11 protein-coding genes and 1 tRNA gene are annotated in these 26260 nt (G+C 43.9%); 5 read left to right on the top strand and 7 right to left on the bottom strand.

Going from position 1 to position 26260, the window contains the following annotated elements:
* Positions 1 to 480: MATE family efflux transporter (locus ACLTD4_RS11890; protein ID WP_412331330.1), on the top strand; the 480-nt coding region annotated here is incomplete at its 5' end.
* Between the two features lie 7 nt (positions 481 to 487).
* On the opposite strand, the gene ACLTD4_RS11885 is transcribed toward ACLTD4_RS11890, so the two are convergent.
* Positions 488 to 1360: a YitT family protein gene (locus ACLTD4_RS11885; protein ID WP_117621229.1), complete on the bottom strand. Its 873-nt coding sequence runs from the start codon at positions 1358 to 1360 to the stop codon at positions 488 to 490.
* Between the two features lie 141 nt (positions 1361 to 1501).
* Here ACLTD4_RS11885 and ACLTD4_RS11880 point away from each other — a divergent pair.
* Positions 1502 to 1574, top strand: a tRNA-Val gene (locus ACLTD4_RS11880).
* A 116-nt stretch (positions 1575 to 1690) separates the two neighbouring features.
* Positions 1691 to 1984 carry a hypothetical protein gene (locus ACLTD4_RS11875; protein WP_055659407.1) on the top strand — a complete coding sequence of 98 codons (294 nt, stop codon included), beginning with the start codon at positions 1691 to 1693 and terminating at the stop codon, positions 1982 to 1984.
* A gap of 8 nt (positions 1985 to 1992) precedes the next feature.
* Here the strand turns inward: ACLTD4_RS11875 and ACLTD4_RS11870 are convergent, their stop codons facing one another.
* Complete coding sequence (locus ACLTD4_RS11870) at positions 1993 to 2958, bottom strand: helix-turn-helix transcriptional regulator (RefSeq protein ID WP_055659409.1); 966 nt, start codon at positions 2956 to 2958, stop codon at positions 1993 to 1995.
* A gap of 619 nt (positions 2959 to 3577) precedes the next feature.
* Here ACLTD4_RS11870 and ACLTD4_RS11865 point away from each other — a divergent pair.
* Positions 3578 to 4987, top strand: coding sequence for a spore germination protein (locus ACLTD4_RS11865; RefSeq protein WP_055659411.1), 1410 nt, complete (start codon positions 3578 to 3580; stop codon positions 4985 to 4987).
* A gap of 55 nt (positions 4988 to 5042) precedes the next feature.
* Here ACLTD4_RS11865 and ACLTD4_RS11860 read toward each other — a convergent pair whose 3' ends face one another.
* On the bottom strand, positions 5043 to 5369 hold the full coding sequence (locus ACLTD4_RS11860) for a cupin domain-containing protein (RefSeq protein ID WP_110322517.1): 327 nt from the start codon (positions 5367 to 5369) through the stop codon (positions 5043 to 5045).
* 244 nt (positions 5370 to 5613) lie between these two features.
* Between ACLTD4_RS11860 and ACLTD4_RS11855 the strand changes: the two genes are divergently transcribed.
* On the top strand, positions 5614 to 6024 hold the full coding sequence (locus ACLTD4_RS11855; RefSeq protein ID WP_002602660.1) for a DUF3842 family protein: 411 nt from the start codon (positions 5614 to 5616) through the stop codon (positions 6022 to 6024).
* A 102-nt stretch (positions 6025 to 6126) separates the two neighbouring features.
* Here the strand turns inward: ACLTD4_RS11855 and ACLTD4_RS11850 are convergent, their stop codons facing one another.
* From ACLTD4_RS11850 to ACLTD4_RS11835, 4 genes are all read right to left on the bottom strand, one after another.
* Positions 6127 to 15057, bottom strand: a complete 8931-nt coding sequence (locus tag ACLTD4_RS11850; RefSeq protein ID WP_412331329.1) for a doubled motif LPXTG anchor domain-containing protein — start codon at positions 15055 to 15057, stop codon at positions 6127 to 6129.
* Positions 15058 to 15072: 15 nt separating this feature from the next.
* Positions 15073 to 15969, bottom strand: coding sequence for a hypothetical protein (locus ACLTD4_RS11845; protein ID WP_412331328.1), 897 nt, complete (start codon positions 15967 to 15969; stop codon positions 15073 to 15075).
* Positions 15970 to 16619: 650 nt separating this feature from the next.
* The gene (locus tag ACLTD4_RS11840) at positions 16620 to 25655 is read right to left on the bottom strand and encodes a doubled motif LPXTG anchor domain-containing protein (protein ID WP_412331327.1); all 9036 of its coding nucleotides are present in this window, start codon (positions 25653 to 25655) and stop codon (positions 16620 to 16622) included.
* Positions 25642 to 25779 (bottom strand): hypothetical protein, encoded by a 138-nt coding sequence (locus ACLTD4_RS11835; protein ID WP_181988615.1) that lies wholly within the window; start codon positions 25777 to 25779, stop codon positions 25642 to 25644. Before ACLTD4_RS11835 ends, ACLTD4_RS11840 begins: the two co-directional genes overlap by 14 nt.
* Between the last annotated feature and the right edge of the window lie 481 nt (positions 25780 to 26260).

The following is a 26260-nucleotide window of genomic DNA, read 5'->3' as shown; positions in this document are numbered from 1 at the left end:
ACCACATTCGTTGGACAGAACTACGGCGCCGGGAAAAAGGACAGGGTTCACAAGGGCGTCCGCGTGTGTCTGGCCATGAGCTTTGCCGCCACCTTCCTGTTAAGCGTCCTGCTGTACTGTGGCGGCAGCTATATCTATCTGCTGTTTACCACGGACGCGGCGGTTATCGAAAAAGGAACCGAGATCTTGCAGTATCTGGTTCCGACCTTTTTCACCTACGTCTGCATCGAGATTTATTCCGGTTCTCTGCGAGGCGTCGGTGATTGCTGGATTCCCATGATTATCACCTGTCTGGGCGTCTGTGCACTCCGTGTCGTCTGGATCTGGGCTGCAGTACCGCTTCGTCCGACGATTCAGACCGTTATTTTCAGCTACCCGCTGACATGGGTCATCACTTCGATCCTGTTCTTCTTTTATTTTAACTGGTTTTCCAAGCTGAAGAAACACCACTGGTATGGGTTTCGAAGGCGGAACCGTTAGGCTCCGCCTACTCCATCGGAGCACGGTAAAAGCCGCCGTAGAACTGCTGGGTCCGGAACATATTGACGATCACATGCTCATCCACCTCATGAAGCAGGGTGATGATATCCGCCACCTCGTAGGAAGACACCACGGTGTGAAGCAGGTACATGTGTTTTTTGCTGTATCCGCCCATGGCATCCACACAGGATATGCCGTGCCGGAAGATCTTTACATAGGCGTCCGTCATCTCCAGGCCTTTGGAGGTCGTAATCTGCAGTGTCACCCGCTCATAGCGGTGATGGAAGGTGGATACGATCATCGTGGACACAAACTGAAACAGAATCGAATATCCCGCGTAATCCCAGCCGAAGATAGCTCCGAAGATACATAAAAGCACCACATTTCCCACAAATACAGACGTCCAGATGGAATTTCCCGTCTTATTGGATACGTAGAGGGCGATAAAGTCCGTTCCGCCTGTGGAGGCATTGCCTCTCAGCGCCAGGACGATGCAGAAACCATACAGCACGCCTCCGTAGATCACATTCAGGATCACGTCCTCGAAGATCGGTGAGAAGTGAAATATTTTCAAAAATAAACTGGCCAGAAATACCTGGAGCAGTGAGAAAAATGTAAACCGCCGGCTGATACTCTTGCTGCAGGCCCAGGCCACCGGAATATTCAAAATCACCATGGCCAGGGAAGTTGACAGATTGATTCCGAACAGGGACGTCACGCGGTCAATCAGGATCGCAATTCCGGTAAATCCGCCGGACAGCAGCCCAGCCGGCCTTATGAACGCCTGAATAACAAATGTCTGAAGCAGCGCCGAACCGATGACCGCCACTGTCGTCATAAATGTCCGAAAATGCCTGTTCTTTCTTAACTTCCTCCACATAGTAAAAAACTCCTCTCCTTAAGTACGCATTAATGCTATTATATGTAAAATTCTCACTTCCATCAATACAAATTAAGACAACTTAAAAAATTTTATTCTAACTATTGATTTTTTTGCTCCTTTCGATTAAAATAGCGATATGGAGATATAGCTCAGCTGGGAGAGCATCTGCTTGACGTGTAGAAGGTCGCAGGTTCGAGCCCTGTTGTCTCCATGGCGAAACCGCCGGGAATCCTAAACGATTAGGTTCCGGCGGTTTTTTTCAATTTCTGAAGGCACATTGCCATTAGGCTCTGCGAACTTCACTGCAGGCACAATGAGGAGGTACCTATGGAAAAATTTAAGATGGTCGTCACGAAGATTCAGCATGAGACGAAACTGCCCAAAGAAAAATTTGATCAGATGCTGGATTATCTCGATTCCGACGATTACCGGGTTACACACGTTCATCTGGAAGATTTTACGATTATCGTTTTAATCGACAATGAAACCTATTTCAAAAAGCCAGAGAATCCTGAACAGAATATCATTTTCTTTGTACAGTTCATTTTTGAAAATCCCGATCTTTTTGCTTATGGGAATTCGTTTACGTATGATGGGATACGGTTTGCTGCTCTGATGTAGACATTCCTCTACCTTTTCACCGGTCTGATATACTTAAAATACTGTTCCGGATTGAAGTAAAAGTATGTGATTCTGCCCGGTGTGGCATCAAAGCTGTAGCCGGTGCCGGAATAATCAAAGGCCGCCATTGCCGCTTCAATCTTTTCCTCAACACTGCGGTTTTCCTGTTCATAATCGAAGGGACCGTGTTCAAAGACGACATACTCGGCTTCAGGAACATCAATGAGCAGCATCTGCGGCGGTATCTCACCTTTATAATCATAAGGCAGCCGTACGCCGTGACACTCGGTGCGCGGGATTCCCCAGTCGCAGAGTCTGCCTTCCGGGTCGTTAATATAGGCCATGATCTGACCGCTTCCACTGTTAGGTTCACTTCCGCCCTCATCGTCTAATTTTCCCTTAATGCTGTCGAGTAAACCGCAAATGGTTTCGTAATCCTGGCCCGGAATCAGATTCTGTTTCTGCCAGAAATCCCAGTATCCATTACTCTCATAATTTTTAATGTGCAGAAATTTGTGTGCGGGTATGGTTACAAAATAAATTTTAATATCATCGGTAGATTTCATCATGCCAATTTCTCCTAATCCTAATAAGTAGCGGTCGAAGGGGTTTATTTTTGTACGCAGAACAACTGGCTTCGGTTTTTTGCGGTATTCACTGGGCGTCATGCCATAAGTCCTTTTAAAGGCCCTGGTAAAGGCTTCATTTGACGAAAAACCATAATCCAGCGCAATATCCAAAAAGCTCTTATCACTGTCCCGGACCTCTTTTAGTGCAAAGGCTAATTTCCTCAGCCTTAAGTAATCCCGAAACTGCATACCCGATATCTCTTTAAATTTTCTCGTCGTATAGAATTCGGAATAACCGAGACTGCGGGAAAGAAAGCTCAGTGTCAAAGCTTCATCGTTATAATTTTTGATGCATTTGTCAATTTCATCGACAAAGATTTGAATCTGTTTCTGCCACTCGTACATTCGTCTGTTCTCCTTGTTTCAACCACCCTGCCGTTATTATAAAGCCACGGAGCATTTCATGCTTGATTTTACTTGCTGTGATTCCCTGATCACAAATTTTCCATGGACCAGGAAAGAGTCCGGCAAGCCGGGCTCACGCCGGAGCACGGTCGCTTCAGCAGCCATATTTTCCTGGCGCACAGTGCGCCTCCTGCCCAGAGGGCTTTTTATGTAATAGGAGTACTTTTCTACTACAAAAAAAGAACTGCTTATCCCCCACAGAAAGCAGTTCTTCGTCACGATCTAAAACCGTCACATTATTAAGTTCTTATAATTCTGGCATCCCCATGCCTGAAATCATACACGCAAGGCACCCCTTTGTGCTTCTCACATGGACAATCATAACATCAATAATGGAAAAAGTCAATCATTTTAGTGTATTTCACCAAAAAAGGGCCGGGCTGGAAGAATCATTATCGCAATTTTTTCTACAATGTATGCAAAAACGTCTTTGTCATACGTACATGTTTTCATGAAACATATTTTCATCAAAAATGCGCATACTTTCTATATCGCTTATTCCCTTTCATTGCCGCTTAATCCGCGGACTACCAAAACAGTAAAAAAAGGAGACCATAATATGGACTTTTCCAGTAAGCTTTCTGATAACATGTCTTATCTGAAAGAAAAATTGAATGTGGACACGAATTTCGACGTAGTCTACCGAGTCATCCATGTGGGTGGGCGGGAGGCCTGTCTCTATTTTATAGATGGCTTCACCAAAGATGAGGTATGGCTCAAAATACTCCAGGCATTTTCGACGCTGAAGGAAGACTCCATGCCGGAAGACGCTCATGCATTTTCCAAGAAATACCTTCCCTACGGAGAGGTTGGACTGGTAAAGAGTGATTCCGAGATGATCGGCCAGCTCCTTATGGGCGTGTCGTGTCTGTTCATCGACGGGTATGACAGCTGCTTCACCATCGACTGCCGCACCTATCCGGCCCGCGGCGTGTCTGAGCCTGAAAAAGACAAGGTACTTCGCGGTTCCCGTGACGGGTTTGTGGAAACCCTTATTTTCAACACGGCCCTGATCCGCCGCCGAATCCGTGATCCAAAGCTCACCATGGAGATCACCAGCGCCGGGGAAAGCTCCCACACGGACATCGCCCTCTGCTACATGCAGGGCCGGATCGATGAAAATCTCCTCGCCATGATCAAAGACCGGATCAACAAGCTGGAGGTCGACGCTTTGACCATGAACCAGGAAAGCCTTGCAGAGTGCCTTTATCCACATAAATGGTACAATCCATTTCCGAAGTTTAAATTTTCCGAGCGTCCCGACACTGCGGCCGCCTCGATCCTGGAGGGAAATATCATCATTCTGGTAGATAACTCTCCTGCCGCCATGATTCTGCCTTCGTCTGTCTTCGACATTATTGAAGAAGCCGACGATTACTATTTCCCGCCGGTAACGGGATCATACCTGCGGCTTTCGCGTATGGCGATCTCTGTGCTGACACTTTATTTAACGCCGCTGTGGCTTCTGCTGATGCAGAATCCCAATGTCATCCCTTCCTGGCTGGAGTTCATTCAATTGTCAGAACCGCCTCATGTACCGCTCATCTTCCAGCTTCTCATACTGGAATTTGCCATCGACGGTCTGAGGCTGGCCGCCGTCAATACGCCCAGCATGCTGACCACACCGCTCAGTGTTATCGCCGGTATCGTCCTGGGTGAATACTCCGTAAAATCCGGCTGGTTTAACAGTGAAACCATGCTCTATATGGCCTTCGTCACCGTTGCAAACTACTCCCAGGCCAGCTTCGAGCTGGGCTATGCATTCAAATTCATGCGAATGATCCTTCTGGTGCTCACCGCCCTCTTTAATTACTGGGGATTTGCCATCGGAGTCATACTATCCGTCTGTGCTGTCGTATTTAACAAGACGATTGCAGGCAAGAGCTATATCTATCCGGTAATACCGTTTAACTGGAGTAAATTAAAGAAACGCTTCTTACGCGGCAGACTGCCTCATAAGGAGAAATAAGGAAGAAGTCCGGGAAATGAAACTGTTTCCCGGACTTCTCCCTTGTTATGGTTCTTTATTCCACGAAATCTTTTCTCATTGGTGTAAAGATATCCAGCAGCATGGTCTCTTCCAACGCTACCACACCGTGCACCACATCCGGCTCAACGTAATAGCTGTCTCCTGTTACCAGAACCTTGTCTTCCTTGCCTTCCTCCTGAAATAACAGGGAACCGGATATAATATAACCGATCTGCTCATGAGGATGGCTGTGTTTTGCACCGATCGCTCCCTTTTCAAACTTCAGCTCCACATTCATTAAATTCTCGCTGTAGGCCAGTACCTTCCGCACAACACCGCCGCCTAAGTCTGTAAGCGGAACATTTTTGTTTTCTACATACATGATGTATTCCTCCTGTTTTTTGTAATTGTTGGTCTATGCACATTATAATTGGTTATCAGATTGCCGGATCTGCGATTCCGGAATTTTTATTGGATTTATAATTCCATATTATACTACAAAGTAAGCCCTTCCGTAAACAGGGAAAAGGGAGACACTTCAAAATTCATACCCTTTTCTTGTAAACACGCCAGGAATGTTTTATAATAAATAAGAAAATCATATCTCATTGAAAAGGAACCTACAAATGAAAATTATCGTAATCGACGGGCAGGGCGGCAAGATGGGACACGCCGTTATTGTCCAGTTAAAAAAGTCCCATCCGGAACTTGAAATAACCGCAATCGGAACCAACTCCATCGCCACCTCCTCCATGCTGAAAGCCGGTGCGGACGCCGGTGCAACCGGTGAAAACCCCGTGGTAGTGGCCAGCCGCAGCGCGGACATTATTATCGGGCCCATCGGCATCGTAATCCCGAACTCCCTGCTCGGCGAGATCACACCGGTCATGGCGGAAGCCATCGGCTCCAGCCAGGCTAAGAAAATCCTGATTCCGGTGAACAAATGCAATCACTACGTGGTTGGCTGTGAGGAGCTGCCGCTGAGCGTGTACATCGGACAGGTAGTAGCGCAGGTGGAGCTTCTGACGGGAAAATAAGCAGCTCGGCAATTAATTCCTACAAATGGCGGCGGCCTGACAGATCATAACATCTGCCAGGCCGCCGCCATTTGCGTAATAACACATTTCATATCGCAATCTTTACTTCTCTTCTTCCCTCTTCTTGCTGCTCAGCGCTGTAAATGCTGCCAGCAGGAATCCAGACAGCAGTGCTGCTAATCCTGCGTGTGCACCTGCACGATCACCGGTCTTCGGAAGACCTGCAAGCGGTACATTGCCGTCATCAATCAGTATTAAGTTATCAGACGAACTGCTTTCCGGTAAGTTTGCCAACGGTACGTCACCCGGTTCAATCGTTACTGTTCCCGGATCAGTTCCAGGTCCCCCCGGCACGTATGGCTTATCAGGATTCGGAGTATTGCCGCCTCCGCCTCCACCGCCTCCGCTGCTGCCTGAGGTTACTCTAAGGGTGCCTGCTAAATAAGTGATATTATAGTTGGAGGTAACTTCTGCATTATCTGCCATGATCACTGCATCACTGGCTATATTCTCGCTGCTGCCAACTGAGGTCTGTGAACCTGTCACTTTAACTGCCGTCAGTGTCTGGCCGTCTGCAAGCGTTCCGTCTGTGATCGATGCGGTCGGTGCGGTTAATTCTGTTCCGTTGTATTTTCTTTCCGCGCTGGCTGCTGTAATGGATAATGCACGTTTCTGAATGACTACAATACCTGTTACAACGGCTGTGTCGTGATAATTCGGATTGACAGCCTTCACATAGACGGTGTGGTTGCCCGCTTCTGTAAAGACAGGCACTGTCTCACTAAAGTTCTGATTATCCACGGAGTAAAGAATCGTAGAGCCTTCCTTCAGTGCGGTTACTTCTCTCAGTCCATGTGTCTTTCCATCATACGTTACGGTTTCTCCGGTTACATTAACGGTATTCGTATTTAATGCAATGATATCCAGCTTACCGTTCTTCACCTCTACCTTATAGTTGGAATTATCGCTGTAGCTTGCAGTCAGTGTAATGTCAGCGCCAACCGCCTCTTTGTTCTTATCCGCGTCAAGTCTGTGGTAAACTACAGTCCCTAAATCTCCGTCGGATATCAATCCCTGTATCTGACCCGTAAATAATGGGTCAATGTCACTATAAGATTTGGATTTGTTATCTACAACAATGGTTGCCGGCCTTGCTGTTATGCGAATCGTTACATCTTCAGCCGTCAAGTCCTCATAACCGTTTTTCGTCGCCTTCACAGATACCGTTACGGTTCCATCTGCTACATTGGTAACGCTTGGTGCTTCGGTACTCCATTCACCGTTTCCAGCCTTATAATAAATCGTGTAACCAGGTGCATGCTCAAGCTTAGCGGCTGCCTCGTGGGCGGCTCCGTCATAGGTCCAGCTTCCTCCTGCTGCTGTCAGCACTGCGTCTTCAAGGATCGCGGTCTTAATGGCAAAGTCTCCCTTCACTACGGTTACAATGTAATTGCTGTTTGACTCATAATCTGCTGTCAGTACCTTCGGATAGGTTCCTACTGCCTCTTCTGTGTTGGTTCTTCTGTAGGTAATGGTTCCCAGATCTCCGGACGCCACAAGGTTTGCTGCCGTTCCGGTAAACTCCGGATCCTGCTCATCAAAGTACTTCTCCGCATGATCCACTGTGATGGCTGCTTCCCTTGGTGTAATCTTAAGGGTTACATCCTCTGTCGTTAAATCTGCATAGCCGCTTCTCACAGCCTTCACAGATACGGTGACAGTTCCTTCCAGTACATTGGTGACGCTCGGGGCCTCGGTGGTCCACTCGCCATTGCCTGCTTTGTAGTATACTGTGTAGCCGTCTGCGTTCGTTACATTTCCGGAGGCCGCGTGGGCTGCTCCGTCATAGATCCAGCTTCCGCCGGCTGCTTCCAGCTTTGCATCTTTTATGGATGCGGTCCTGATTTCGAAGTCTCCATTTACTACATTTACAATATAGTTGCTGTTTGCCGTGTAGTCCGCGGTCAGTACTTCGGGATAGGTTCCTACTGCTTCGTCTGCGTTTGTTCTTCTGTAGATTACGGTTCCGAGATCCCCTGCTTTTACCAGGTTCTCTTCTGTTCCCGTAAATGCCGGGTCAGATTCATCGAAGAACTTCTCCGCGTCATGTACCCGGATCGTTGCGGTTCTGGCTGTGATCTGGATTGTTGTCTCATTGGATACCAGGGTCTCATAACCTTCACGGGTACCTCTTGCAATCACAGTTACGGTTCCATCTGCTACATTGGTGACTCCCGGTACTGTCTCAGACCAGGTATTTCCTCCGTCCGTACTGTATTCGATCTTATACTTCTTCAGTGCTGCCAGAACGGAATCGATGACATCCAGTTTTACTCTGTGCTCATCTCCGTCATATACCCAGCTTCCTCCGACAATCTTAAGATCTGCCTCCGGGTCCTTCGCTTCTTTAATCTTAAAGTCGCCGCGTTTTACGGTTACTTCGTAGTTTGTGTTGTCTGTGTAAACTGCATCCAGTACCTTCTCATACGTTCCCACACCTGCCGCGTCATTGGTTCTCACATAGGTTATCGTTCCGAGATCACCGTCTGCTACCAGTTTTGTTACGGTTCCGGTAAATGCCGGATCTGCCTCGTTAAAGAACTTCTCCGCATTGTTTACCGTGATCGTTGCCGGCTTCTTTGTGATCTGAATGGTTACGTCTTCAGCCGTTAAATCTGTATATCCGGTTTTCGTTGCCTTGACGGATACGGTTACGATCCCTTCTGCCACGTTGGTGACGCTCGGTGCTGTCGTGGTCCATTCGCCGTCTCCAGCCTTGTAATATACGGTATAGCCGTCTGCGTTCTTAAGAGATGCTGTCGCCGCATGTGCCGCTCCATCGTATACCCAGCTTCCGCCGTCTGCCGTCACTTTGGCATCCTTCATGGTCGCTGTCTTGATTTCAAACGTTCCCCTGTGCTCGGTTACATTGTAGTTCGGATTTTCTATATAGGCTGCTGCCAGTACTTCCGGATAAATGCCGACTGCCTCGTCTTTATTTGTTCTGATGTAGGTCAGCCCTGTTAAATCACCTTCCTTTACAAGTCCTGTCACGGTTCCTGTAAACTTCGGATCTGCTTCATCAAAGAACTTATCTGCATCGTCTACGACAATGGCTGCATCTTTCGGAATGATCTCCAGAGCAACCGCGTCAGTCGTCAGTTCTTCATAACCCGTTCTTGTCGCCTTTACGGATACTGTCACGGTTCCGTCCAGTACATTGGTTACACTCGGGGCCTCTGTGGTCCACTCGCCGTCTCCGACTTTATAGTATACAGTGTAGCCGTCTGCGTTCTCAACTCTTCCGGCTGCTGCATGGGCCTCGCCATCGTAGATCCAGCTTCCGCCGGCCGCGGTTAATTTCGCACCTGCGATAGAAGCAGTTTTAATCGTAAAATCTGCATTTACTATGGTTACTTTATAGTTGCCATTGGCGGTATAATCTGCCGTCAATACCTTTTTATAGGTTCCTACTTCCTCGTCATCGTTGGTCCTGCGGTAAGTAACCGTTCCCAGATCTCCCGCCTTTACCAGATTAGTCTCTGTTCCTGTAAATGACGGATCTTTTTCGTCGTAGAATTTTTCTGCATCATTTACAGTGATAGTCGCGTCTCTTGGTGTAATGACAAGTTTGACATCTTCTGTCACAAGATCCACGTAGCCGGTTCTCGTTGCCTTCACAGATACTGTCAATTCGCCTTCTGATACATTGGTAACACCTGGTATTTCCGTCGTCCATTCACCATCTCCTACACGATAATAGATGGTGTAGTTATCCGCATTTGTAAGTTCTGCGTTGGCGTAATGCGTTTTTCCATCATACGTCCAGCTTCCGCCGTCTGCGCTTAGAGAAGCACCTTCCAAAGTCGCTGTCTTGATTTCAAAATCGCCCTTTTTAATGGTCACTTCATAGTTACCATTTGAAGTATAGTTTGCTGTCAATACTTTCGGGTAGTTGCCAACTGCTTCTTCCGTATTCTCTCTGGTATACGTTACCGTTCCAAGGTCTTCCTGGTTTACTAACGCTGACACGGTTCCTTCGAATTTTGGATCCGGCTCATCAAAGAACTTCTCTGCATTCTTTACCTGGATGATGACTTCCTTCGGCAGTATTTTGAGCGTTACATCCTCTGCCTCCAGGGCTTCGTATCCATGGCGTTCTGCTTTAACCGATACTGTTACAAGCCCATCTGCTACGTTTGTCACACTCGGTGCTTCTGTAGTCCAGCCGCTGTTTCCGGTCTTATAATAGATTGTATAGCCGGGTGCATGTTCCAATGCAGCTGTGGCGGCATGTGCATTTCCATCATAAGTCCACTCTCCGCCTTTCGCAGTTAGCACTGCGCTTTCGAGTGATGCGCTCTTAATTTCGAAATTGCCCTTTTCTATCTCTACTGTATAGTTGTTATTTATATAAAAGTTTGCAGTTAATACGTTCTGATATACGCCTACTTCTTCATCGGCATTGGTTCTGCTGTAGGTTACGTTTCCAAGATCTCCCGCTTTTACAAGTCCGTTTATCTTTCCTGTAAATGCCGGATCCAGGTCATTATAGAACTTTTCTGCATTGTCAACAACAATCGTTACCGGCGCCGGCGTAATTGAAATCGTAACTTCATTCGATTTCAGCGTTTCATAACCTTCGCGAGTACCTCTTGCAATAACGGTAAGTGTTCCGTCGGATACATTGGTCACTCCCGGTACATTTTTAGACCAGGTCTGGCCTCCGTCCGTACTGTATTCAATCGTATATCTCTTCAGTGCAGCCAGTGCAGAATCTATGACATTCAGCTTTACTTTATGCTCTTTTCCGTCATACGGCCAGCTGCCTCCGGCGATCTTTAAGTCCGCCTCAGGATCCTTTGCCGGATTAATTTTGAAATCACCTGGATTTACAGTTACCTTATAATTGGTGTTTACTGTGTATTCTGGAATCAGGACTTTATTATACGTTCCCACGCTCTCGGTATCATTCGATCGTTTATAAGTAACCGTTCCAAGATCTGTACTATTTACAAGTCCCTGTACGGTTCCCTCAAAGGTTGGATCGCTTTCTCCAAAGGTCTTTTCTGCATTTTTTACTGTAATTGTTGCTGGCTTCGGTGTTATCTGCAGCGTGACATTCTCAGTCCCCAGGTCTACATAGCCATGTTTCGTTGCTTTTACAGATACCGTTACAATACCTTCTGATACCGCTGTTACACTCGGCGGGTTTACTGTCCAGTCACCGTCATTCACTTTGTAATATACGGTATAGCCATCCGCCTTATTAAGAGTTGCTGCTGCGTAATGTGCATTTCCATCGTATTCCCAGCTGCCGCCCTTAGCCGATAAAGACGCTCCCGGCATCGTAGCTACCTTGATTTCAAAGTCGCCTCTGTGCTCTGTTACAGTATAGTTTTTATTTGCTTTATACTTTGCAGCGAGTACTTCCTTGTAAACATCGACTTCCTCAGCCTCATTTATTCTCACAAATGATACGGTGCCAAGGTCTGTTTCGTTTACGAGGCCTTCTACTTTACCGGTGAACTTCGGGTCCAGGGAACCATAGGCCTTTGAACTGTTATCTACCGTAATTGTCACTTCTTTTGGTTTAATTGTCAAAGTTCCCGGTTCTTTTGTAATCGTGTATTCATGTGTTACATCGACACCCGATTCATTTACAACTTTTACACTACCTGTAATGGTGATTGGATAGCCATCTTCCTTAACATCACGTCCGGAACCACTGGCTTTTATGTTAGTAATTCTGTGACCTGCTTTTAAACCAGTCGATTCGTATCCTGTTTCCGATGCATACTGCATTTCACCATTATAAACTTTTTCTGTATCGGCTGCTTTGATGGTCAGCGCCTGTTTTTTCTGCCACTGTGCGTATACAGTAATGTTATCTGTAACGATCGTGTTGGAAGTGAACGCGCTGCCGGAGCCATCCATTGCTGTATTCCAGCCAAGGAAATTGTGATCCTCTCTTGCTGCGGTTGCTATCTGGCCGCCTAAAGCGGTATCCTTTGGCACGGTCACGCTGCTAACGCTTGGCGTGCCTCCGTTGCCGTGAAAGGTTACTGTGACATCTTTGATTTCCTGATAGCCATAGTACAGATTAACAGCCTTCTTGGCAGGGCTAAGCTCTACATTTGAAGGATTCGCACTTCCATCCTTAGATGCACTTGCCGCTACATACTGATATTTGATACCATTGTACTCAATGGTCGATGGTGCATTCACGGTATAGCTGCCAAACTCCTGAGGTGCATCCCCGTAAAGTTTGGTTCCCAGCTGCTGGCGGCGTGCAAAATCAATCGCTTCGCCGGTTCCGTTGATTGTAATACCGTCTTCATTAACCAGGTAATAGTTTAATGTGATGGTGCCAACATCTCCAACTGCCAGGTTGGGGCTCGGTATATCCTGAGTCTGGGACTGTTCATTTGGATCCGTGTAATCTACTTTTGCTTCTTTGTTGGTATCCGGTGCGGTGCCGCCTGGTACCGTATCCTTTACTTTAATATAGATAGTAAGGGTTTCCTTATTGGCGGAAATATTACCGAAATCCCATGTAACCGTCTTATTATCGGAACTCTTGCTTACGGTGCCTGTGCTTGCTTCATACCACATGCCATCGTTGTAATCCGTTGCAATCTCAAACGCTTCTGTGTTGATGACGTCTGTAATTGCCGCTTCTGTTCCGGCGATTTTGATGGAGCTGGCGATGGCGTTGTAGATGCCTACCAGATCGCTTGTATTAACTATATTTTTAGCATATGTTGATGCAGGATCGGAAGCTAATGGGACAATGAAATCAGTAAAATTATCAGAGCCAATATTTAACCCAATAGAATAAATGGTTACACCGTTATTTTTAAGTTCTGATGCTACTTCTTGACCGTCATAATAATCATAATAAGTGTTCAGCCAATCAAAAACCCACTCACCATTAGGTTCTCCATCACTCATGAATACAATATATGCTGGTCTGGAGCTATCCCTACGATTATTAATAACGCTCTGAGCTGTTTGTAATGCTTTATCATAGTCTGTTCCGCCTTTATCTTTCATTTGGGAATCCAAAACATATGATTTAAAATAATTTGTTGCTGAATAATTTTTTTTATTTACCGTAATTTTGTCATCAACCTTTAAAAAAGTCTCTGATCCATTATTTATACCAGGATAAGCCTTTGCCGAGCTGTCAAAATCAACAATAGCAATTCTATCGTCAGATACAACCCCATCTTTATTCTGATATAAATTATCTATGAACCCTTTAGCTGCATTCTTAGCTGTTGACCATTTTTCTCCCTCCATACTGCCGGAGCTGTCAATAACTAAAACTACATCACTGCCTCGTCTAATTGGGTTTCCATATATCGTAAAATCAATCTTGCCAATGCCATTCGCTTCATCTACCCACTCTGCTGTTTTCGTTGGAAATACCTTACCAGGTGTAGTATTATCATCTGCTTTTACCGATCGAAAATAGCTTCTGGGGATAGCGCCTGTAATTCTCACCTCATCTTCTGTTTTTTCTTCAGCTATTGCATTATAATATAAATCTACTCTGTTCTCAGTCTGACTGCTTATAACAATATTATCCTGACTGCTCCCCGCATAGGTAAGAAAATCTTTATCCCATGCATAATCCGCCGGATTAATCACATCTCCTTCCTTCAGACCTCTAATCACTTCATCCTCTGATATATCTTTATCATTATAAAATGCATTATGATGAATCGTAAGAGTGAATCCTTCTGCTGCTTCAACAGATATCCCCATTTTATCAAGGGTCGTTACATATGCTTTCGCATAACTTTCTTCATTGAGTAATACATGGCCATAGGTCTTGCCTTCGATTTTCTCTGAAGGTTTATTCTCTTCATGATCGGCATGATCACCTTTATCCGCATTACTTCCTGTGCTTACTGTAACCGGATTATCGGCAGACGTATTTGCTTCTGTATCCTCTTTCGGGCTATCTGCTTTCGAAACCTCTTCCTCTACAATTGATACGTCTGATTCTTCTGAAGTCGGCTCAATTGCAGTTGTCAATACGTAGGTGTTGTTTCTTATTATAGACGCGGTTTCATTTCCTGTATCTGCCGTCTCTGGTTCCTGTGCCGGTGCTTCTGGTTCCGGTTCCTGTGCCGGAGCTTCTGTATCTGGTTCCTGCACTTCCGGCGCCTGTGTTGCCGCATCAGTTTCCGGTGCCTGTGTCTCTGGCTCCTGCACTGGGGCCTGTGTTTCCGGTTCCTGTACCGGGGCCTGTGTTGGTTTTTCGGTTTCTGCCTGCGTAGGAGCCTCTGTCTTCGGATCTTCTGCCGGTGCTGTTGTTTCCGGTTCCTGCGTTGGTACCTCCGTCTCCGGTTCCTGCATCGATTCTTCCGGTTCCTGTGCCGGTGCCTCAGTCTCCGGCTCCTTCGTTTCTTCTACGCTTCCGGTTTCCCCACTGGGTTCAGTGGATTCTTCCGGAGTTTGTGCCGGCTTATCGCCTTCTATTGCATTTCCATTCTCATCGAGTACCGGCTTTTCGGTTTCTGCCAAAGAAGAATTTCCTTTAACCGTAACCTTATCCGTTACATAATCATCAATTCTGGAACGAAATGCAATTTTGGATTCAGAGTCATTGATATAAAGGAAAATAATTTCTTCCTCACCAGTTATCTGATATCCTTCTGTTTCACCTTTTACTCGGATAAACATCCGGAGATTCGCTCCGTCTGCGTTTTCCTCTTCGTCCAGGTCATAAGAAGGGGCGATTTCATATACTGTGCCATTTGTAAATAGCTTCTGATACTCTTTCGCTGTACTTCCTGTCTCCTCGATTCCGAGATCCTCGTAAGTAAAGGTACTGCCACTATCAATAGCAGCCTGAGCGGATTCCACTATATCTTCTCCGCTCATGACAAAGGTAGCTTTTTCTGTTTCCAGTGCATTTGATACATCTGCCAGTGACACCGTATTCACGGAGGTCATGGTCAGAACAAATGCCAGGAACGCGGCAAGCCCTCGTCTGAACTTTTTTCTAAGTCCTTTCATACTTTCTCTCCTTCCTTACCCTTCCATCCGGGCTTTTTCTCTATTATTAGTTGTTGTAAATCTATCTTCAAACTCACTCTCTTCCTTACCGCTTTCTAATGCTGAAGCTATCAACATGATCATCTCCAAAAAGCTTCTGAAAGCCTGTTTCTCACCGGTTTCACGCCAGTAAATTACTCCCTGCCAGGTTGAGTGTTCCCTGAACAGGATCTTAATCAGGAAGGTCGCTTCCTTCCCGCCTAAACGATAAGAATCCCAGGTTTCCTCTGAAATAATTTTTCCTTCCAGAGATTTTCCGGAATCATTTTCTCCAACGCCTGCTTCAAACAGACGTACCATAGCATCAGCCAGACCAATGGTTCCTTTAAATCGCTCCAGATGATTGATAAAAGCGTTTTGTACTCTTCCTGTCACCAATCCCTTTTCGCAGGAATTAATCGCAATCTGGCAGATTTTTGTGACCCTCGTTCCTCTCTCCTTCGATTGACCGGTAAAGATTCGATCAATCATCTGAAGCATCTGCAAAAGACTTTCAAAGCTTTCTGTCTGTTCACCTTCCAGCCAGGTAATGTCTCCCTGCCAACTGGCGTTATAGCGAAATTTTACATAAATCTGAAACGTCGCCATTCTGCCATTCTGATACCGGTTGCATTCCCGTATTACCGGCTCCGGATACTCTATTCCTGTAAATCGCCTCAGTTCCATAGCCTGTTTGGGACATGACATGCTGTCAAAAATACGATTCATTTGAATTATCATTTCAAGGAAATTATCATATCGGATTCCCGGAGTTTTTCCCGCATGATAGATAACTCCCTTCATACATCGATCTTCGTATTTATCTACGGAAATGGTAAAATAGCGATATGAATTATGAATCATGCTCATTTTTGCTATCGACAATTTATTCACCTTCCTATAATTTATTTTATGAGTTTTAAAACAGCCAACCTGGTATTAAAAAAAGCAAAAAAGCAAAAATAAATTATGGAAAAATCTTGAAATGTAACCGTTTTGTGACCATGGCGCTGTATAATGCTTTTATAATTAATGTTTTTGTAAGATATGGAAATAAAATAAATTTAAAAAATCAAAATAACTGTATAATAAAATAAATTATATGTACTATTTCTTACTTTTCGCTATTTTTTTAGCATTCACATCATGGATGCAGCCTTTAGTCTATACAATATTGTCTTTATCTTTTAATCTGTATTTTCTATTCACCCCCTATATTTTTTAATTTTTGTTGTTTGATGCACCCTATATTGTGTTATATATCGTGATTTTCATAACTTTTCGTTACATAAGCGAAAATAAGGTCATAAATTTACTTCACGAAAAAATTTAGGCGGACAAAACTTTGCCTAAAAGAAAGAATAACGAAATACTTAAGATGGCAGAAATTAGAGACTTAGTTATAGCGTAAAAATATAAAAATTCACTTATTTTTAATAGAATATTTGATTTTTTTAAAAGATTCTCGACATAAAAGGCGAAGGCCTGACAGATTATTACTTCTGCCAGGCCTTCGCCTTTTTAATCATTTTTATTGTAAAGCTTTACTTCTCTTCTTCCCTCTTCTTGCTGCTCAGCACGGTAAACGCTGCCAGCAGGAATCCGGAAAGCAGTGCTGCCAATCCTGCGTGTGCTCCTGTGCGGTCACCGGTTTTAGGAAGACCGGCAAGCGGTACATTGCCATCATCGATCAGGATTAAATTATCTGCCGGGCCGCTTTCACGCAGATTCGCCAAAGGTACATCTCCCGGCTCAACAGTTACGGTTTCACCTGGACCTCCTGGAACGTATGGACGATCTGGGTTCGGGGTATTGCCGCCTCCGCTGTTTCCGCCGTCACTGCTGCCCGTATACTTCCACTGTGCCACATACACTGCGTTTTCTGTTACGTTCTCTGCAACAACCGGTTTCCAGCCATTGAATACGTATTTTCCTCTGATATCCATTATGCCTGTAAATTCCGGCGTCTTATCGCCGTAAGATATTCCGCCAATCACCTGCTCTGTAAAGAATTCGTGATCTCCCGGCCGATAAGTTACTGTAAACTGCTGTTTAAAGTAGAGTTTTAATACCAGGCTATTGTCTCCCTTAACAATCCCGCTTTCTACATTTGATGCCGTCGTATCATATACATATCCTGCCTTCACTTTGTCACTGTCTGCAACAGATACGGCTGCATCGGTCTTGCCCGTTCTGATTTCATAGTTATCTGTAGATGCAGGATACCTGCCCTGGGATTCGTAGTAGTACTCCACTCTGTAAGTTGTATCATCTTTTGCATTAAAATGTGCTGTGAAAATGGAATCTGTCGTAAAACCGGCTTTCCTGATATCTGCTTCAGCCGCAAATGTGCTTACCGGCTCACCATCAACGGTTCCCACTTCACTGGAGGTCCAGTTCACGAATCTGTATCCGCTGTCCGCCGATGCTGTCACCAACGCCTCCGGATACGCCGGATTTGTCGTACTGAAGCTGCCATCTGCCTCTTTCTCCCTTGTAACTACTTCTTCCAGACGTCCTTCCACCTTACCATTTGCAGATGCAGTATAAGTAAAGGTTATCTGGTACTTATCCGGAATCTGGTCCGGCTTATTGGGATCCGGTCCGGCGCCTTTTTCGTCAAGGGCGTAGTAGATGTTGACAACGTTATCATTAGCTTTTACAGTTACTCTTTTATCCCGACCATCAATTCCGTCTAAAACATAATGCTTTCCATCCAAGCGAGTCACTTCGTTTTCTATTAATATATCTTTTAGAATTAAATCGCCATAGATTGCATTAAAGTTTCTAAGTGTTTCACTGTCTGCTTTCACATTGTCATAATAATAATTAATTGTAGTTATTAAATCATTTCGAAGTTCATAATAGATGATCTGCGTAGTCTTTTCCGGCCCATTAATGACTAATTTATCCGGCTGATCTTTCATCACCCTATATCCATAAGAACTAACATTTGGATGAATAATATTAATTTCTTCTCCAAGATATCCCTTTCCTTTAAATGGATTCGGTGTAATTCCTGGAACAGCGTCAGTTCCACCATAAATATAGTAGTAGATTTCATAATCGAATTTTTGTTCTTTATCCACTTCGTAATAAACAGTAGCTTCTGCCGTTCCGTCCGCTTTTACAATAAGACTGATTGGTTGATTCTTCATCACTTTATAACCTGTGTTGACCACTGGGTGATCGACTGTAATCACTTCATTGATATATCCGTTACCTTCTACTGGATTTGGCTCTATTCCAGGAACCTTCGTAGTCCCTCCTTGTATAAAATAATTAACCTTATATGAAAAATCTCTCTGTTCTTCATCTACCTCATAATATACTGTCGCCTCTGAGGTACCATCTTCTCTTACAACAAGACTGGTTGGCTGATTTTCCATTACCTTGTATCCTGTAGTTATTAATGGATGCTTGATATTGATAACTTCATTGATGAAGCCCTTTCCTTCTACCGGGTTTGGATCAATTCCTGGAACCTTTGTGGTTCCTCCCTTAATGAAATAATTGATCTTGTATGCAAAATCTTTCTGGCTCTCATCGACCTCGTAATATACGGTAGCTTCTGTCTTTCCATCTTCTTTCACTACAAGACTGGCCGGCTGATTCTCCATTACCTTATAGCCCGTGGTGACGACTGGATGCTCTACTGTAATTACTTCATTGATATAGCCTTTTCCTTCTACTGGGTTTGGTTCAATTCCCGGAACCTTTATGGTTCCTCCCTTAATGAAATAGTTGATCTTGTATGCAAAATCTTTCTGGCTCTCATCGATCTCGTAATATACAGTTGCCTCTGCCTTTTCATCTTCTTTTATTATAAGACTGGTTGGCTGATCCTTCATTACTTTATACCCCGTTGTTACTGTCGGATGGTCAACTGTAATCACTTCATTGATATAACCTGTTCCTTCTACCGGATTGGGATCAATTCCTGGAACCTTCGTGGTTCCTCCTTTTATAAAATAATTGATCTTATATGAGAAATTATTTTGGCTTTCATCTATCTCATAAAATACCGTTGTTTCTGCCGTTCCGTCTTCCGTTACAATCAGACTGGTCGGCTGCTCCTTCATAACCTTATATCCTGTAGTAACTACTGGATGTTCAACCGCAATGACTTCATTGATATAGCCCTTTCCTTCTACTGGATTGGGTTCGATTCCCGGAACCTTTATGGTTCCTCCTTTTATAAAGTAGTTAATCTTATATGCAAAATCCTTCTGCCCCTTATCTACCTCATAAAATACATTCGCCTCTGCCGTTCCATCTTCTTTCACTATTAGAACTCTTGGCTGATCCTCACACACCTTATATCCCGTATCCACCTCCGGATGATCAATTGGAATCACCTGGTTAATATAACCTTTTCCTTCTACTGGATTAGGACTGATTCCAGGTACTTTAGTAGTTCCTCCGTTTATAAAGTAGTTAATCTTGTATCCGAAATTCTTCTGTTTATGATCCACTTCATAATATACCGTAACTTCGGCCGTTCCATCTTCTTTTACTACGAGGCTGGTTGGCTGATTTTCCATTACCTTATAGCCTGTTGTGACGATTGGATGCTCAACCAGTATCTTTTCATTTATATAGCCTTTTCCTACTACCGGATTGGGATCAATTCCTGGAACCTTCGTGGTTCCCCCTTTTATGAAGTAGTTAATTTTATATCCAAAGTTTTTCTGATTCTCATCTACTTCATAATACACAATTGCTTTTGCTGTTCCATCTTCCTTCACAATCAGGCTCGTGGGCTGATCTTCCATTACCTTATAACCGGTTGTTACTGTCGGATGATCAATTGTAATTACTTCATTGATATGTCCTTCTCCTTCTACAGGATTAGGATTAATTCCCGGAACCTTTGTAGTTCCTCCCTTGATGAAGTAGTCGATTTTATATGCAAAATCCTTCTGGCTCTCATCGATTTCATAATATACAGTTGCTTCAGCCTTTCCATCTGCTTTTACAATAAGGTTAGCCGGCTGGTCCTTCATAACCTTATATCCGGTTTTGACTGTTGGATGTTCAATCGTGATAACTTCATCAATATAACCCTTTCCTTCAATCGGGTTGGGATCTATTCCTGGAACTTTCGTGGTTCCTCCTTTTATAAAGTAATTGATCTTATATGCAAAGTCCTTCTGCGCCTCATCTGCCTCATAGTATACAGTTTCTTCTGCTGTTCCATCTGCTTTTACAACAAGGCTGGTTGGCTGCCCCTTCATAACCTTATATCCTGTGGTAACTATTGGGTGCCCAATTGTAATAACTTCATTAATATACCCATTACCTTCTACTGGATTTGGATTTATTCCCGGGACCTTAGTGGTTCCACCTTTTATGAAATAGTTGATCTTATACGCAAAGTCTTTTTGACTCTCGTCTATTTCATAATATACAGTCGCCGTCGCTGTTCCATCTTCCTTTACCATAAGACTGGTCGGCTGATTCTCCATAACCTTATAGCCTGTTGTTACGATTGGTTGCTCTACTGTAATTATTTCATTGATATAGCCTTTTCCTACTACCGGGTTGGGTTCGATTCCTGGAACCTTCGTGGTTCCTCCCTTGATGAAGTAGTTAATTTTGTATGCAAAATCTTTCTGGCTCTCATCGATTTCATAAAATACCGTTGTTTCTGCCGTCCCGTCTTCTTTTACAATCAGGCTGGTCGGCTGATCTTTCATTACTTTATATCCCGTGGTAACCGTTGGATGTTTTACTGTAATTACTTCATTGATATAACCTGTTCCTTCTACCGGATTGTGATCAATTCCTGGAACCTTCGTGGTTCCTCCCTTGATGAAGTAGTTAATCTTGTATGCAAAATCTTTCTGGCTCTCATCGATTTCATAAAACACTGTGGTTTCTGCCGTTCCGTCTTCCTTTACAAGCAAACTGGTCGGCTGATCCTTCATTACCTTATATCCAGTGGTAACCGTTGGATGTTTAACCTTTATTACTTCATTGATATATCCCTTTCCCTCTGCTGGATTGGGTTCGATTCCCGGAACCTTTGTAGTTCCTCCCTTAATGAAGTAATTGATCTTATAAGCAAAATTTTTCTGGCCTTCATCGATTTCATAAAATACCGTAGTTTCTGCCGTCCCGTCTTCTTTTACAATCAGTTTGGTCGGCTGATTCTCCATTACCTTATATCCCGTGGTTACATTTGGATGCTCAACCAGTATTTCTTCATTAATATAACCTTTTCCTACTACCGGGTTTGGATTAATTCCTGGGACCTTTGTGGTTCCCCCCTTTATAAAGTAATTGATCTTGTATGCAAAATCTTTCTGGCTCTCATCGATCTCATAATATACAGTTTCTTCAGATTTTCCATCCCCCCGTACAACCAGACTGGTCGGCTGTCCCGCCATTACCTTATAGCCTGTTGTAACTACCGGATGCTCGATTTTAACTACTTGATTGACATAGCCTTTTCCGGTTACAGGATTCGTTTCAATACCCGGAACTTTCGTCGTTCCTCCTTTTATATAGTAGTTGATCTTATATGCAAAATTTTTTTGAGTTTCATCTGTCACATAATAAACCTTTATTATATTGTCTGTTTCACTGACAGTAAATGGGAGTACTGTCGAAGCATTCATATCCACCCGATAGCCTTGTGGCTTATTATCATAAGATACTTCTCTTACTTCTGGAGCATACTGGTATACTTGCTTTGGGCCAACTGTTTCAAATGGTTGGTCCTCACCATCCTTATAATATTCTATTGTATAATTAAAAGTCTTGCTATAATCTTTGGCAAATACCGCATAGAAAGTAGTATTATTAATCCAGCCTTCTTCCGGTCTTTGAGGACTTAAAGTATTATTTTCTGTGATTTTATTGATAGCTTCTGCCTCTTTAAACCAACCTACGAAACGATATCCCCGATAGGCTTTTGCTGTAGATCCTGCTGCAATGCCAGTATCCGGATTCAAGTTCTCACTTTTATTTGATACTTCACCTCCAGTAACATTAGGTTCTGTATCTACGGCTTTATAGTATATCGATACAGTATTTTTTTCTATCCACTGTGCATATAAAATTACACTTTGGGTCATTTTTATTCTATCATTCTCATAATACCTTACACCAGTACCTTCTCGCTCCGTATCCCAGCCATTAAAAATATAACCCGGCCTGGTCATCGTTCCTGCGCCACTAACAGCAGCCATCGTACCTGGCGTATACTGTTCACTATCAGGAAAATGACCTGTATAATCATTGCAATTAGGTCTATAGTCTAGTGAAACTTTACTTCTGTCTCTAATAGCACCATCTATATGCCATTTGGAATCATTTCCTTGATATTTTATTACATACCATTCAATATAGTGAGTATCTGGATTCCAGTATTTGTTGTTTGAATTTAAATCATTCACATAATCTAAAAAACTTGTTTTTAAATTATTAGAGACCGCTTCTACTCCTGCTGTAGTATGTGCTTGATTTAAGTATCCTAATATATTACCAACAGACACCCCTTTGCTTCCGGTTATATAAGTGTAAAATTCGTTTTCACTATCCGGCCTAATCGTAGGTTCAGAAGGTACCAAGCCGTCTTTACGTATCGCAACCACCAGTGTATCATTACTGCGGCTTCCATCAGTTTGTGCCCACGCTGCATAAAGAATTACATCTTTGCCCGGAACTTCGAATTTACCATTTAGTGAATATATCTGAATTGCATTTCCTGTTGATTTTGGAACCGTATTGGAATCTTTTTGTTCTGCCCACCCTAACATAATGTAATTATTACGATGAATTCCATCACTTGACGGCAAATCAATCGTTTGACCTGCTTGAGCTGTAATCGCTTGGGGTACCGTTCCTGTTCCATTATTTAAATTGAAAGTTATTGTAACCACTTTGGGGTTAACCCAGAAATATATGTCTTGTGTATCAGATGACATCTCTTTATAAGCTGTATTCCCCACCTTATACTGCAATTTTTTATTTACTACGCCAGTTCTCTGTATCACTGATACAGCTTGAGATTTATCATAATACTTTGTATCAACTTTACCTCCACTATATTTTCCGCCAATTGTAGCTATGTCTGGTTCATAACCAGCCGGAGTTATTTCTTTAGCAATTGACTCAACAGATTTTTTTTCATCACTAGAAAAATAATATCCGCTATTTATATTGCCAATCACATTACCGTTGGTATCTACTGTTATAATATTAATTTCAGACGAAGTAGTGGTACTAAAATAGATGGTATAGATAGAAAAATGCTCTGCTTCAAATGCTACTTCGTTAATTTTTGCATCTCCAGGAACCTCGATGACCTCCGACACGTCTTCCATCGTCTGAACTTCTTCTGCAGTAATTTTGCTTACATCATCTGCCGTTACATCTACTTCGCCGATATCAACATGTTTAATTTCAACCGTCTCCGCCTCAGCGCTCTTCTCTTCTATCGCCTTACCTGAGAAAGTAACGTCTACATAGCCATTCTCGCTCCAGCTGTTATCAAGAGCTTCCAGTTCTCCTTCATCATTCTCTGCAAACAGCTTAATGTCATAGGCAAGAACTGTATTTTCAGATGTATCATCACCAGTCTCTTCTGCTGTTTTTTCCTTAACCGCTTCTTCTACTTTTTCAGTGACCTCCGTTACTTTTGCCACAGTACCGGCCGGCAAAATCCCTTCTTCTACATGAAGAGAAACTACTACGTCCCCCAGGGTCCTGCTGTAGTGAAACTCCGGATGCTCTCCGGTCTCCGACATGAATACGACAATCTCCTGTACCTCTGCCACGGACGCTACGAGATAGCGCTCTGCTAAGGAAGAAGCGTTAGAATCTGTGGCTTCGGAATCGTCGACTGCTTCCAGTTCCTCTCCATTTGCAGTTACCCGGTCAATCATGTAGCCTACCTGAGGTTTTACTGTAAAGCTTAAATCATTTCCTTCCGGAACGCTCTTCGCACCTTTTACTGTCGCTGCACCTACCGGGGTTACTGTGTAAGTTACTGCATACCCCTCTGCCGATACATCAACATGAAGCTTATTCAGTGTTGTGACATAAGCTTTCGCGTAATAGGACTCATCCAGCACGATCTGTCCATACGTCTTACCGCTTGTATTTCCTGATACCGTCTTTTCTTCCTGCTCATCAACTTCTGTTGAAGGTTCAACCGTTACAGCAGATTCTTTTTCATCCGGTTTCCCGCTCGCGCCTGCTTCTTCATCTGCCTGACTCATCTCTTCGGACGAAACGGTGGTCTGTTCTTCTTCCTTTACTGCATCATTACTGTTCTCAGTTTCCACAGGCAAAGCAATTGTCGGATCCTCATTTATTTCAGCGCCGGACTCTGTATTGTCAGCTTCCTCACTTTGAGGTTCCTCTGCTGTTTCCTGATGATCAGCAGGAAGATCGGCTGCATTGCTGTTCTTCCCGTCGTCTGAATCATTAGCCTTTTCCTCGGTCTCTTCATGATTCGAGATAGCAGTTGTCAGAACATAGGCAAGATGGCGTGAAATGGATAACTGTTCCACTTTGTCAGACGATGTATCTGCACTGCTGTTATTGTCAGAACTGGAAGCCGCAGCATTTTCATCAGACGAAGTGCCTGTGTTGCCATCGCCTTCGGAAATCTGTCCGGCAGCTGTATCATTCTCTGAAGTCTGATTCTCTTCTGCCGTATTTGCGTCAGGCGTCTGAACCGCATCTGATTGACCAGCTCCGGTTTCCAGATTACTATTTTCTGCCGCACTGGTATTTGCATCCGGAACTTCTGATTTTTCTTCTGTTTCTGTATCGGCCGCTGAAGTCTCAGCGGTCTCTCCTGATTCTGTTCCTTCCTTTGCCTCAGGGGTTTCCACTGCATCTTCTGGCTCTGTTTCCTTATTAGCCTCTGAAGTCTCGGCCTCTCCATTCGAATCAGTTTCTTTAATTGCCTCTGAAGTCTCAACCTCTCCATTTAAATCGGTTTCTTTATCTGCATCGGGAGTTTCCATCTCTTCCGCTGAATTTGTCTCTTCGTCCGCATCCGGGAGTTGAGCCGCATCTGCATTTTCTCCACCTGATACCGCCGCACCATTGGTCTCCAATAAGGAAGAATTTCCTTTTACCGTTACCTTCTGAGTTGTATACCCGTCAATTTTGGAACGGAATGTGATTCTTGATGCAGAATCATTGATATACAGGAAAATGATATCCTCATCTCCTGTAATCTGATACCCTTCATACGCATCATCAACACGAATAAACATTCGGAGCTCAGCCCCATCTGCGTACTCCTCATCATCCATGTCATATGATGGAGAAAATTCAAAAACTGTCCCTGATTCAAACAGTTTTCGATATTCTTTGGCCAGACTCCTGTCTGACGTGTCTGCACCAAGATCTTCAAAATTGAACTCATTGCCATTGTCAATGGCCGCCTGCGCGGAATCCCGAAGATCTTCTCCATTCATGATAAATGTGGCATTCTCTTTATCAAATGCACTCGCCACATCCGCCCATGACACCATATTAAACGATGTCATCGTCAATACAAACGCCAGAAATCCAGCCAGCCCTCGTCTGAACCTTTTTCTAAGTCCTTTCATACTTTCTCTCCTTCCTTATCCTTCCATAAATACTTTTTTCTATCTTCTGTATAAGATCTATCTTCGCACTCATTTTTTCTCTTTCGCTTTCCAGCACGGAGGATATCATAAGAATCTTCTCCATAAATCTTCTGAAAGCCTGCTTCTTGCTGGCACCATGCCAGCCGCTTACTCCTGTCAGGCCGAGTGTTTCCTGTACAGGACCTTTATCGTAAAGGCAGCTTTCTTACCTCCTGAATGGTAAGTATCCCAGATTAAATGTGCCTTTGCAGGCGCCTTGGATGATCGGATCTAAATAGTTGGTTCTGGATAGTCGGTTCCCAAAAAGCTGCCAGATCGAATTCCGGGTGCTCTTCCTGCATGAAAGATACTACCTTTCATGCACCTCTCTCCATATTCATCTGCTGCTATGGTAAAATAACGATAAGAATTGTGAATCTTCCTTCTCTTTGCTGTGGACATCTTTCACCTTCTTTTCATTTGTTCAACTACATCTGCCTATGTTTCAGGCAGTTACGCCTCTCAAATTGCATATATTTTCTGTTTTTTGTTTAAGAGATTTCATGTATAGATGCATTATACCTCGACACGGTAACAAACTGGTT

It is taken from the genome of Hungatella sp., from assembly GCF_046966825.1.
The sequence above is the reverse complement of the archived record's forward strand: the minus strand, read 5'-3'. Positions and strand labels throughout refer to the sequence as shown.